The organism is Halorubrum rutilum, from assembly GCF_042665015.1.
Classification (GTDB): domain Archaea; phylum Halobacteriota; class Halobacteria; order Halobacteriales; family Haloferacaceae; genus Halorubrum; species Halorubrum rutilum.
Genome location: NZ_JBHTBL010000001.1, coordinates 264465 through 276678, shown reverse-complemented (window position 1 = coordinate 276678; position 12214 = coordinate 264465). Strand labels below are relative to the sequence as shown.

Sequence of the window (12214 nt, the reverse complement as noted above, 5' to 3'; positions counted from 1 at the left end):
GGTTACGCTAGAGGTTGATCGGGCGATGCTTGTCGGCCTGGAAGGGGATCTCGGTGGTCGTCTTGTCGCCACCGGGGAACTCCCGGCCGAACGACTCGATCTTCACCTCGGTGAAGCGGTCGCCGCCCTCGCTGCCGAAGATCTCGATGCGGATGTCGTCGACGGGCATCCCCTGCTCGTCCATGAGGAGCCGCTTGAGCTCCGCCTTCGAGCCCTCGGCCTCGATCGTTCCTGCGGCCCGCTTGCCCGTGTACGCCGACGGCTTCTCCATCGAGTCGTTGAACTCCGACTCGGCGATGTCGTAGCTGATCTCGTAGTCGGCGTTTGTGAACGGCACGTTGCGAGTCCCATTCGGCGTCTCGACCGTGAGCTCTCCGTCCTTGCCAGTCTCGTTCTGATCCATGTATTGTTACCTCAGGTGTTGATGGTCGCGGAGAACTCGATCGTGTCGACGATGCCCTCCGGCGTGAACCCGAAGCTCACGTTGAGCTTGCGCGGGTTGGCGTCGTCCTCGACCGCGGTCACGAACCAGTTCGTCTCCGTCCGCGAGTTCGGTTCGAGCACGCCGTCATCGACGAGGTCGACGATCTCATCGCCGAGCCGACTCTCGATGAGCCGGGTCGTGTCGTCGTTGGCGATGTCGCCCCGCGTGGCCCGGCCGATGGCCCGAGCAGCGAGGATGAGCTGGTCGGCCAGTCGACGGGCGAAGTAGCTCCGCGTCCACCCGGTCGCCGTCGACGTCGAGAGGTTGCCCTCGATCGACACCGCGCCGGCGTTCGACAGCGGGATGACGCCCTCGTCTTCGAGCGCCTCCTGGTCGGGGACGTTCAGCGTCTGGGTGAGCTCACCGACGCCGGTGAGCGTCTGGCCGATGACCGACTCGTCCGTGTCGACGCCACCGAACACGCCGGCGACTTCTCCAGACACAGTGTAGGAACTGTTCGCCTGTCGGACGGGGCCGGTGACGAACAGCGCGTCGTTGTCGAGGTTGTCCGCGTAGGCGTCGACGTCGATCGATGCCGAGCCGTCGGCGGCCGTCGCGTTCGGCTGGGCGTCGCCGGCGACGCGCACCATCTTCCACTGGTTCTCTCGCAGCGGGACGGCCGTCGCGATGGCGTCCGAGATGATGGACTCGGCCTCGGACCGGACGTACCAGAGGCCTTCCTCCTGCTCCTGGATGACGCCGGTCGCCGCGTCGAAGGCGTCCTGCCACTGGTAGTACTTGTAGTCGACCTCGTAGTCGTCGGTGTCGCCGGCTTCGACCTCGCCCGAGAAGGGGTTGACTGCGACTTCGTCGTCGGCGAGGTCGCCCGTCTGCGGCGGCGATTCGTACCGCCACACGGGCGTCGCCTCCTGCCCGGCGGTCGTGTTCTGGACCGTGATCTCGGCGGTGTCCTCGAGGATGGGTGCGTTGCCAAGCTCGCCACTGCCGCCGGCGATCGCCTCGCCGGTGACGGACTGCTTGGCGGGCATCACGCCATACATCATGGAGTAGGCGACGCCGTTCGCGGCTGCCCCGCGGAACAGCTCGACGAGCTCGGAGTCAGCGCCGAACGTCGATGCGAGTTCGCCCGGGCCCGACACCTGCGTCGGGTCGTTTGTCTGTGCGCTACCACTGCCCGGATCGCCGGCGCCGAAGAGGACGATCTTCTGTGCGGTGTCGAGGTTCAGCGCCCCGATACCGCCGCCTTCGACGTCGACAAAGATCCGGGCTGGATTGCCGTAGGTTGTCATTGCGTATCAGTTGGAAACCGTCAGTTCGATGGCGACGTCGTCGCCGCCCGAAGCAGTGCCACTCGTCGGCGTCTCGACGACCTCGACGTACTCCGTGTCGGTCGTGACCCGGTCGGTGAATGTGACTGTCAGGTCATGTCGCCAGCGCCGGATGCCCGGCCCGGCGAGGTCATCCTGCCGACGCCCATCGCCGACAAGGAACTCCTCGATCCCATCGGCCGTACCGCCCGCCCCATCGGGAAGTGGGATGTCTGGGCCCTGCGAGTCGTGCCGGTATAGTGCCCGCTCGAAGTTACCCCCGAGTTCGGTCGCGTCGAGCTGGGCATTCCCGGCAGCGACCCTGATGTCGGCCTGGATCTCGACGTCCTCCCACGTCGGCTCGAAGATCTCTCCGGTTCGGTTACCGGAGTCATCAGTCGTGTAGCCGACGCGATCAGTATTCCACTGCTCCGCCCGTGCGCCGGCGATGAACTGCAGTTCCACGACCGGCTGTTTGAGGCGGCTGTTCGCCCCCGGCGCGTCGATCTCTTCGGTGATGTAGTCGCCACCATCGAATGCTGTCGACTGCGTGAGTGCAGCGACGATGGCGTCGAGAACGTCTTGGGGTGTCATCTAGCTGAAGGCCTTCTTCGCGAGGGCGTCGATCTCGGCCTGGATGTTACGGGCGAGATCGGAGCGATGCTCCCGGAGTGCTGGCCGCATGAACGGTTGGGCAGGCGTTCCGGGGTGCTGGACAGAGCGCTTGCGGATGAGGTGGCCGTCCTCACCCTCGAAGTACAGAAACTCACCGGTCGTCGGCGTGATCACGTGCGGCGCTGACCCGAATTCGACGTCGGGCGCATAATCGACGGGGGTGCCGATGATGTACTCCGCGAGATCGATCCGGCGGAACGCGATCGACCACCGAAGCGTCCCGCTGTCGACCGCGACGAGTCGCTTGGCCGTCCGCTCGATCTGCTTGACCGTCTCCCGCGTGCCTTCGTCGACGGCGTCATCCATACCGTCGGCGAATTCACGGAGGCCCTCGGCGAACTCGGCGAAGTCATCGGCCGACTCCTCGAACCCATCAATGCGCACGCTCGGACCTCATGCGTTAGAGGACGAACTCCGTAGTGTCCTGACTCGAGTCTGCGTCTGAGCCCTCGATACTCGACCGCAGCGAGCGGTAGACGTCGTGGACCTCGGTCGCGAACTCCATCGTGTCATCGCCAGCGCCGCCGTACATCTGTCCCGAGAGCGCGTCCTCTGGGTGCTCGGGCCCAATGAACAGCAGATAGCTTGCGTAGGCGTTGGCAGCCTTCGCGTGGAGTGTCGTCGCGTCGCCGATTACGACGCCGTCGTTGACGTCGGCTTCGAGCTTGCTCTCGGCCGTCTCCGCCGCGTCGAGCTTGGCGTCGGAGTCTCCCTCCCACAGGTCCGGTCCTGTCAGCGGGATATCGTCGACTGACTCGATGTACTTGAGATCCGATTCGGCGTCGTAGCTCACGGATGATCACTACTCCTCGAGGGCCGCTTCGATAGCGTCCGTCGCGCCGGTGCGGTCCCGCCCCGCCTCCTCGGCGTCGAGCAGCGCCTGCAGTTCTGCGTCTGAGTACGCTTCCTCGTCGAGGTGTGCCTCGAGCTCGGCGTTCGTGTACTCGCCGGGATCGACCGGTGCCGAGACCGACTCGTCGTCCGCCGCGTCCGGCGACGGCTCATCATCAGCTTCGCCGTCACCGTCGGGGCTGTCCGACTCGTCTTCGGCGCCTCCATCAACGTACTCGAGTCGGACGTACCGCTCAGCGAGTCGTCGGGCGAGTGTTTCGCCCTCGACGGTCGCGGTGCCGCCCTCGAACGCGAGCTCTCCATCGGGGTGTGCCCCGAGTGTGAGCGTGGCGTCGTCGGCCACGTCGTCAGCGAGCCGAACTTCGTGGGGCATGTGGTGTCACCCTTCTACTCTCACGGCCGCCTCACTGAATTTCTCAGTCCAGCCGTAGGCCGCCTTGATCTTCGTCTTGATTGAGTCGGCGTCGAAGTCCGTCTTCTGATCGGTGTCGACCGGCTGCCACTCGCCCTCGTAGCCGAACTGGCTCGAATCGACGAGGATGGCCTCCGGATTCGCCGTCGCGTTCAGCGCGACGTTGGTGGTGAACATGTAGGTGATGCCACCGAACTCACCGATCTCGCCGTTGCGGACGACCTCGTCACCGATATCCGTCCCGCGTTCGGCGAGGAAGTTGGTGATCGACTCCTTGCCGGTCGGGCCGACAAGCGCCATGTCGGCGGTGAAGCCGTCCTCGCCACGGTTGGCGAGCTCGGTCGCGCCGGCGTTGACGTCCTGGAACGAGAGCGTGCCGTCCGCATCGCCGACTGCCTCCCCAGCAGGCGCAGCGCCATCGAGCACCGCGAACGCGGCGCGGTCCAGCCGCTTGGCCATGTTCTTCGCATGGCCGTCGAAGTGGTCCTGCAGGAGGTCGAAGACGTTGTCGTTGATGTCCTCCTCGGGGATCTTCGAGCCCTTCTTGAAGATCTGGCGGACGATACGCGGGCGACCGTACTCTTCACGGTCGTAGGAGGTGTCCGCGCCGGGCTCGACTTCTTCGGGTTCGCCCAGCTCCTCCGCAGGAACGGGGATCTCGTACTCTTCGCCAGCTCCGTCCGGGACGTCTTCGTCCTGGAAGAACTCGCGAACGACGGTGCGTGCGTCGACGCGATCCGCGGCGAATTCGCGGACGGTCGTCGGGTCGACAATCTGATTGACGTTAGGAAGTGCCATGATGTGGTGTCTCTGTGGGTGTCAGTTGGTGATGGTCTCGGCGGCTCTACACGTCGACATGGGCGTAGCCGTCGGGGACATTCGGGATACCACCCGGTGCCGCACCCTCGGCGTACATCGTCATGATGCCCTTCGTCGACGTGCCAGCAGCGAGCTGGCCTTCGGTCGCCGACGAGCCGAGTTCGACGCCGCCGGCGACGCCGGCCGCGACGTTCGCGACCACCGGCCCGGAGTAGGTGACGAGCACGTCGTCGCCGGCCTCGTAACCGTCGCCTTGGTTGTAGCCGACGATGCCGTACACCACCGGGTTGTCCGTGCCGTCGGCGGTGACGAGCTCGTCGTTCGCGTCGAGTGCGACAGCGTCACCGCCCGACAGCGCTTCACCTGCGGTCCGGGTCTCGGTGTGCTGAGCGTCGCCCTTGTGGGACTGGCCGGGTCGGAGGCTCATGCTTCACCTCCGGTCAGGTCGGCGAGTTCAGCTTCGACACGCTCACGCTCCTTCTCGACGAGCGGGCCCTCCTTGTCGTCGAGGTTGTCGAGCTTGGCCTCGAGTTCGGCCTTCTCCTCCTGCTCGGCCGCAGAGAGGTTTGCCTCGGCCCCCTCGCCGCTGCCCGAGCGGATGAACGGCTCCGTCCCGCTGTCGTCAGTCGAGAAGTCGGCCTCCTCGATCTTCGCGGAGAGCTCAGCGAGCGTGTAGTTCTCGGCCAGCTCATCCTCATCGAAGACGGTGTCTGCCGCAGCGAGCGCGGCCGCATACTGCTCGCGGGCCGCCTCGTTCTGCTCGCGGAGTTCTTCGACCTCGTCTTCGAGTTCGGCGATCCGGTCGTCAGTCTCGTCTTCGAGCTCCTCGACGCGAGCCTCTTTCTCAGACAGTTCCGCTTCCGTCTCTTCGAGGTCTGCCTCGAGGTCGTTGATCTGTTCGTCCTTCTCGTCGAGGCGTTCGAGGAACGCCTCAACATCCTTGTCGTCGTTGTCGTCGCTCATGGGTGTGTCAGAATCAGTGGTGGTGTCAGTATCGCTACCGTCCGGGACCTCGCCTTGCGGGTCATCGGGCTGGGGCGGTGACACCGTATCCCCCAGTACTGCGTCCGCTGCCTCAGACAACACAGCGGGATCGGTGCGGAGATCGCCGGCCGACAGCGCCGACTCGCTCATGTCGAGCCGGAGTTTGTCCGCGGTGATCGGCGGCGTCGAGAACGCTTGGTTGAGGGCCCGGAGTCTCTCGTACAGCTCCTCGCGAGTGACGCCGCCACGCGGGCCGACGCTGTAGGCCGCCACGACGTTGCCACGTCGGAGGTATCCCTCGGCGTCGACGACGGGATAGCTCGACGCCGACTTCGTGTCGCCGTCAAACAGGAAGTACTCCTCGTAGCCGTCCGAGGGGATCGCACTCCGGTCGAGTTTGCCGTCTCGCGTGCCACGGAAGCGAACACCACCAGCCGACTGGTAGGCGTTCAGCGCTGCCTCGACATCGAACGCATCGTCATCGAGTGCCCCTTGGACATCGGCCGCCGAGAGCGCTGCCACGGCCGGGTTCTGGTTGGCCGGCCCCGGAGCCGTGTAGTTCGCCTCCGACGCGCCGCGCTTCGGCGTCGCGAGGCCAGTGTACTCGTAGTCGCGCATGATCACCGCGCCGGTCTCGTCGTGCTGGTCAACCGTACTCGGGTTGCCTGCCTCGATCGAGACCTCGCGCTGGCCCGATGCAAGTTCCTCGGCGACGTCGGGATCGTCGATGCCGGCCTCGTAGACGACGCCGAGATTCGCCTGATAGGCCGCGCGGAGAACCTCGCCGACAGCCTCTCGCTCGCCGTCGCCGTGAATCTTGTAGACGGTCCGACCTTCGAGTGTGGGAGCCGCCTGTTTGAGCTCGGCCGCCGGCCAGTACTTTGGCCCGTTGAGGCCACGGGTTAGCTCATCGGCCCCGTGCGCGACGCCGTGAACGACCTGTGCATAGTCGTCGGCGTCGCGCTCGCGGCAGTAGGCGATGCGACTCTCTGTCGTTGCTGTCTGTGGCATAAACTGTGTCTCGCGTCCGTACCGGGAGGGCCTCGCCCCGGCGGGGTCATCGGTAGGTTATCAGTTTACTGAGGGAAGCAGCACACAGCGATCATTCGGGTGGATCGGAGGACGGAGCCCGTATTCACCGGCGAGATGATCCGGCTCATCCTCACCTGGTTCGAACGTGAACGTCGCCTCATGAATGTCTGATAGCGGTACTTCTCGTCCGTCGAGTCGCTCGCAGATTGGGCATACACGGGAGTCGTTCGCGTCAGACCACTCGCCGTGGGCGACACTGTCGACATCGGCGCGGCGGTAGCGCTCGATCGTGCTCTCCGAGTAGGCGTTCACCGTCTCCGTCCGGGCGAGCGTTTCTGCTCGCGTTTTTTGTAGCGTCTCGACTTCTTTCGTCAGCTTACTGGCAGTCTTCCGCGGATTCCAGCCTTCGTCGATCCCCTCCAGCAGTGTCTCGCGGACAGGCTCAACGGCGTCCTCGTCGATGCTCTGCAGGTTGTCATACGTCCGGGTGTAGACCTCCTGGAGCGCCCGCCGCGGTGCGGGCATGTCGAACAGCGCCTCGATGAGGTCTGTGTCACCGTCACCGGGAAGCGAACCAACACTGACGCCTTCCGACTGGAGTCGGCTCCGCGACTGTTGCCACGCTCGGGCGAAGGCCTGGCGGAGGTACTCGCCCGTCCAGTGGTCGCCGCGCCGGACACGCTCACGAGCCAGTGGCTCGAAGATATCCGCTTGGAGGCGCTGCTGGTACCACACGAGAAACGCCCCTACCTTCGCGGAGTCCGTCTGAAAGCGGTAGACGTTGGGCGCGTCGTCGGGAAGGTCGGACTGGCTCGCTGCCGCGCTCCCGTTCTCGGCGAGGCCGAAGATGTCCTCACTGTAGCCGACCCACTCGCGGATGCGGCCGCGGAGCCGGCGGAAGCGACGACGGATCTCCTTCCGCATCGCCTCGCGGACGTCTTCAGGCACTTCGGACATAGGTCAGTCACCCGGGAGTGTACCGTGTAGCGAGTTCTGCCGTAGGTCGTGGACCCATCAGCCCGGCGGCCTTGTCCGCATGCTCTTCCCAGATGGTGGTTGCCTCGGACGGTGTGATCCCGGCGGCCGTCACCGTGCGATCGTGGATGCTGTAGTCGTCCGCCGGCCACTCGGTGTCCCCGACCTCGACCGCGCCAGCAGCTGCATCATCGAGTGCATCGAGGAACGCCTCAAGCGTGTCTTGGTCCTCGAAGGGGTCGCCCCCGACGTTGCCGAAGTAGACACCACCGTCAGCGAGGTGCGCGTTGTAGGCTTTGTCATACTCTTGGAGCGGATCGCCACAGTACGGACAGAGCCGGCGTCCGTTCGCATCGGTGTCGGCCTCGTCGAACTGCTCGAACTGCTCACCCTCGCGCTCACAGTACGCTTCGTCAGCCTCGAGGCGATACGAGACGCCGTTCGTCGCCGGGCCGAACACGTGGTTGTCATCCGGCGAGTCCGATGGTGTAGCCAGTGACGCCCCAGTGAACTCGTCAAACGCCGCCCGAACACGCGGGTCGGCTTCATCGAGCGCTTCGAGCTCGGCCGCCTCGCCATCGCCGTCGAGTATCTCGTCGGTGTCCATCTCGAGGATAGTCCCGACGATCTCCTCACGCGGGATGATGACATCGGCACCGCCCTTCGGACCCGCCGCCGTCGCCAGCCCGTTCATCAGCGAGGCGAACGCCTCCGGATCGAACTCCTCGTTGCGCAGCGGCGACTCCGCATCCTCCGGGCGGATCTGGAGCCGTGGGACGACGTCAAGCGACTTGTCGCTGTGTGCGTCGCCGTAGAGGAACTCTTTGGCCTTCTGTATCAGCGGCTTCTGAAGGTCTGCCTCCAACCGGTTGCGCTCGCGTTCGACTTCGTCGCGGTAGTCCTCGCGCTGCTCTTTCGTGATGTCGCGATTGATGTCGCCGGCGAACCCGACTCGGTACAGCGGCGTCGGCATCGCCGCAAGCACCATCTCGATCTCCTGTTGGATCTGCGCGACTGCATCCGGGACTGCCCCTTCGAGCTCTTGGATCTCGACCGGAACGTTCGTCCCCGACACCGTATCCGGCGAGTTGACGTCGAGGTCGCTCCGGATTTTCTTGGCGAGCTCGCGATCGTCAGTGTCGACCTTCGCGATGATGTTCGCGAATGCCGTGTTCAAGATCGCCTGGTCGATGTGTTCGAGTTTGTTGTAGACTGCCTGGGCCCGACCAACAACCGACGCTGAGTCCGGACGACCGAACAGCGAGCCCGTGTCGGCGTCATACGCGGACACAGTGATGTCGTCGAGTGCAAAGGGGATCTCATCCCGTTCGTCCGTCCCGAAGACGTCGTCGTACTGGGCGATCGCCGCGGTCTTGCCCGCCGGCGTCTCCGGAGCCGCCTCACGCGAGTTGTCGCCGAGGTTCTGGATGGCGACCGACTCGAAGTCGTTAGTCTCGTCGTCCGGGCGGAGCACGATGTTCTTCCCTTCGCGAGTGTAGGCCGTGACCGACTCCGTCTTGATCGGCCGGAGGGCGAGCAAGCGTTTCCGGTCGGTCGGCTCGCCCCACGCGTGTTCGACGATCGCGGTTCCGCGACGGCCACGCCGGTCCTTGACGACAGCCTCAAGAAGGTCAACCGCCGAGGCGTCGAAGTCCCAGCCGTCGACGTAGCTCTCTGCGAGCCAGCGTTCGAGCGCGTCATCGAGATCCATCCCCTGATACTCCGAGTCAGGGTAGTCGCTGGGGACAGTCGGTGTGTCAGCCTCACCACCCGGCAGCCGTGCGTCGAGGATCACCGACACGCCCGGTTCGAGGACGTCAGACGCGAAGTTCTGGACCGGAACACGGATCAGTGGGTTGTTGTCGTACGCGTCGATCCACTGCTGGATGTCATCCTGATCCGGCTCTGCCGTGTGTTCGCGACTGCCGATGAGGATCGGTTGCTTGTCCCGGGCCTGGGGCTGCGCCTCAGCGTCGTCGTCGCCGTCCCCATCGGCGAGCGCTGCCGTCGTGTCGTCGGGGACCGACCGGCCAGTGGAAGCATCACGCATTGGTCAGGTCACTCCGTCCGGTTGTACGCAGCCACGTGGTCGCGATCAACCACGACCGGGTGCTCGCTGTCGGTCGGGTGGAGCTTGAGCTCGTCAGGATACTCGTCGACCCAGTCAATCCCTGCCCACGTCGTTTCACGGCCCTGTGCGTCGGCTGTGTCTCTCGTCCAGAGTACTGTTACCTGCATGATTGGTTGAATTAGAACACGATGGCATCGTCCGGGTCGAAGCCGCCGTCGGTACACTCGGCCGCCCAGACTGCCTGTGCCGCTGCGTCAAGGAAGTCCGGCGACCGACCGAGTCGCTCCTCGACCTTTTCTTTGGAGTTGACCGTCACGACCTCCGCGCCGTGCTCACCCCGCGAGTCGATCGTCTTCGTGCCGTACTCGATCGTCCGGCCGCCGATGACCAGCTCCTCGCGGAGGTCCGTGTCGATGTACGTCGCATCCGGGAGGACGTCGCCGAGAGCGGCCAGCGCCTCCGCCCGCTGCGAGGCGTAGTTCACGAGGCCGTACGGGTTGTCGTCGTCCGTGCCCTCCGTGAGCGGCTTCTTATCGCTCCCGAAGCGGTGGACGTCGGGCAGCCGGTCGTCGAGGTAGCTCGCGAGGCCGCTCCCCTCGCCCGAGGCGTCCACGGCGACCGGGTGGTAACGGTCGCCGCCGAGCCGCGAGTCGTGCATGAGCGCCGTCTCCTGCGCCGGGTAGTCCGCATCCTGCGTCGTGTAGCGAACCTCGAAGTCGCCGTTCCGGAAGTAGGTGATCGCGACCGTCCGGTCACTGCCCGGGCCGGCGACGTCGATCCCGGTCCCGAGCGGCCGGTTGGTCGTGTCGGCCGAGCCGAAGTAGTTCGTCGCGGCCGGATCCGTGTACGCCTGCTTCGCCGTGTTCGCCTTGTACGGCCGGTACGCACTGGCTGTGTCCGGCGGGATGACACCCGCACGCCGGCGGTACCATCGCGTGTCGAGGCCTTTCTGTCGCTCGTGTGCCGTCCGCGCCTGCTCGATGCCCGGCCACGGCTCATCGTTGAAGCTCTCCCAGTCGTCGCGGATCTTCCCCAGCGTGGCCAGCCCGTCGATCAGCGGCCCGTCTGCCTCACCTGTCTCGACCTGGACGTTGTGGCTCTCGAAGCTCGACAGCTGGACTGTCTCCCACGTCGGATCGTCCATCAGGTCCGCGACGACGTTCGTCGAGTCGACCGGCGGGTTCGAGATAGCGATGAGACGGTCGCGGTGGTCGGTCACCAGCGACGTCATCGCGTCGAGGACGTCTTTGTCGATCGCCTTCTTGTCGGCCTCCTCGATGATGCCGAGCGTGTAGGCCGTGTGGACGCCTTCGAGCTCGCCGGCGTCCTCGGGACTGGCCGCCTCGAAGTAGTGTTCGGGCTCGCCGTCGATCTCGATGCGCGGCGGCTGTTGCTTGTACGTCCCCGGCAGGCCGACGCCTTCGAGTGCGTTGTCGTGAAGCGCCTCGATCGGCTTACAGAACGTCCGCTTCAGCTTGGCGTACGTCCCGCTCGTCCCGAAGGCGATCGCCGGGTACTTCGTCAGCAGCCAGACGTTGACGATCGCTGCGAGGATGTACGACTTCCCCAGCCCGTTCGCCGTGACGACGACCACCTTCTCGTTGTTGACGAGCGCCCGGCAGATGCGCTGCTGGGCCGCCGTGACCGTGAGCCCGAGATAGTCCTCGATGGCGTCTTCGAGCCACGTCTCGTCGCCACGCTTGGCCCGAGTGGCGTAGTGCTCCGGGGGACGAACGGACGGCCCGTCGCCGTCGACGTCGTCGGTGGTGGCTGGGGTGCTACTCATCGTCGTCCTCCGTGTCGAAGTAACCCTCATCCACTTGCTCGGCGAGGATTTCGTAGAACGCGCCTTCCTGAACCTTCTCCCAGTCAGTCATCGTCGCCCTCGTACGCACCTTTCAGCGACTCAAGGAGCGCGCCCTCTAGGTCGGTGTTCAGGTTGATGTCGGTCTCGTAGATGCCGAGGACGTCCGCCTTCTCGCGCATGTGGGAGGCGGCCTCTTGGCGGGCGTAGCTCCGCCCGACGCGGTCAGGCTGATCGCGCTGAAGGCCGACGACGGCTTTTCGGTACTCGGGGCGACGTCCACGCTTCGCGCCGACGGGGTACTCCTCGCCCGGCTGGATGTGGCGAGGGTCGTTCGTGAACGCGATCGGGATGTCGCGTTCGTCAGCCCACTCGGGCCATCGGTCGTCGTCGGGGTCGAGCTGCTCCCAGTCGGAAACACGGAGATCGGTCTCGCCCTCGTTGACCTCCATCTGCGGGACCATCGCCAACACCGGCTCGTCGTCGACGGCGAGTTCGTCGTGGTCCTCGATCGCCTGCTGGTAGAGTCGCTCAAACCGTTCGGCGGCTTGGAGACGAACGTTCGCGTTCTCCTCTTCGATCGCCTGGATTATCTCTTCCTTCGGCTTCTCGTTGAGGTAGTTCCGGATCGTCGACGTCGTCAGGTCAGCGATCCCTTCGCGCTCGAAGCGGTCTCGAACCTCTTTGGCTGAGAGATTGTCGAGATAGTGCCACTTTAGCGCGAGGTTGACTCGGCGGTCTCTGTTGCTCATGGGGTAGAAGCGTCCCGCAGCGTCCTGGCGGGTTTTATATTTTAAATGGGGGCCGTCGTGGATAGCGTCGACATCACGATGCCGGT

General features: G+C 65.2%; 14 protein-coding genes. All 14 read right to left on the bottom strand.

The window, feature by feature from the left end; genetic code table 11:
- Positions 1 to 7 precede the first annotated feature (7 nt).
- The 14 genes from ACFQMF_RS01510 to ACFQMF_RS01445 all read right to left on the bottom strand — a co-directional run bounded on the left by ACFQMF_RS01510 (position 8) and on the right by ACFQMF_RS01445 (position 12128).
- Positions 8 to 403, bottom strand: coding sequence for a hypothetical protein (locus ACFQMF_RS01510; protein ID WP_256407348.1), 396 nt, complete (start codon positions 401 to 403; stop codon positions 8 to 10).
- 11 nt (positions 404 to 414) lie between these two features.
- A complete protein-coding gene (locus tag ACFQMF_RS01505) occupies positions 415 to 1734 on the bottom strand; it encodes a hypothetical protein (protein ID WP_256407347.1) in 1320 nt (439 codons plus the stop codon).
- 6 nt (positions 1735 to 1740) lie between these two features.
- Positions 1741 to 2346 carry a hypothetical protein gene (locus ACFQMF_RS01500; RefSeq protein ID WP_256407346.1) on the bottom strand — a complete coding sequence of 202 codons (606 nt, stop codon included), beginning with the start codon at positions 2344 to 2346 and terminating at the stop codon, positions 1741 to 1743.
- A complete protein-coding gene (locus ACFQMF_RS01495) occupies positions 2347 to 2811 on the bottom strand; it encodes an HK97 gp10 family phage protein (RefSeq protein WP_256407345.1) in 465 nt (154 codons plus the stop codon).
- A 16-nt stretch (positions 2812 to 2827) separates the two neighbouring features.
- Positions 2828 to 3220: a hypothetical protein gene (locus tag ACFQMF_RS01490; protein ID WP_256407344.1), complete on the bottom strand. Its 393-nt coding sequence runs from the start codon at positions 3218 to 3220 to the stop codon at positions 2828 to 2830.
- A gap of 9 nt (positions 3221 to 3229) precedes the next feature.
- A complete protein-coding gene (locus ACFQMF_RS01485; protein ID WP_379791440.1) occupies positions 3230 to 3652 on the bottom strand; it encodes a hypothetical protein in 423 nt (140 codons plus the stop codon).
- A gap of 6 nt (positions 3653 to 3658) precedes the next feature.
- Positions 3659 to 4489, bottom strand: coding sequence for a phage major capsid protein (locus ACFQMF_RS01480; protein WP_256407342.1), 831 nt, complete (start codon positions 4487 to 4489; stop codon positions 3659 to 3661).
- 46 nt (positions 4490 to 4535) lie between these two features.
- Entirely contained in the window at positions 4536 to 4937 is a 402-nt protein-coding gene (locus tag ACFQMF_RS01475; protein ID WP_256407341.1) for a hypothetical protein, read from the bottom strand.
- Positions 4934 to 6505 carry a hypothetical protein gene (locus ACFQMF_RS01470; RefSeq protein WP_256407340.1) on the bottom strand — a complete coding sequence of 524 codons (1572 nt, stop codon included), beginning with the start codon at positions 6503 to 6505 and terminating at the stop codon, positions 4934 to 4936. The genes ACFQMF_RS01475 and ACFQMF_RS01470 overlap by 4 nt, the downstream gene beginning before the upstream one ends.
- A 60-nt stretch (positions 6506 to 6565) precedes the next feature.
- Positions 6566 to 7474 (bottom strand): phage minor head protein, encoded by a 909-nt coding sequence (locus ACFQMF_RS01465; protein WP_256407339.1) that lies wholly within the window; start codon positions 7472 to 7474, stop codon positions 6566 to 6568.
- Positions 7475 to 7490: 16 nt separating this feature from the next.
- Complete coding sequence (locus ACFQMF_RS01460; protein ID WP_256407338.1) at positions 7491 to 9551, bottom strand: hypothetical protein; 2061 nt, start codon at positions 9549 to 9551, stop codon at positions 7491 to 7493.
- Positions 9552 to 9559: 8 nt separating this feature from the next.
- Positions 9560 to 9739, bottom strand: a complete 180-nt coding sequence (locus tag ACFQMF_RS01455) for a hypothetical protein (protein ID WP_256407337.1) — start codon at positions 9737 to 9739, stop codon at positions 9560 to 9562.
- A gap of 11 nt (positions 9740 to 9750) precedes the next feature.
- A complete protein-coding gene (locus tag ACFQMF_RS01450; RefSeq protein ID WP_256407336.1) occupies positions 9751 to 11358 on the bottom strand; it encodes a hypothetical protein in 1608 nt (535 codons plus the stop codon).
- Between the two features lie 83 nt (positions 11359 to 11441).
- Positions 11442 to 12128, bottom strand: coding sequence for a hypothetical protein (locus ACFQMF_RS01445; protein ID WP_256407335.1), 687 nt, complete (start codon positions 12126 to 12128; stop codon positions 11442 to 11444).
- Positions 12129 to 12214 lie beyond the last annotated feature (86 nt).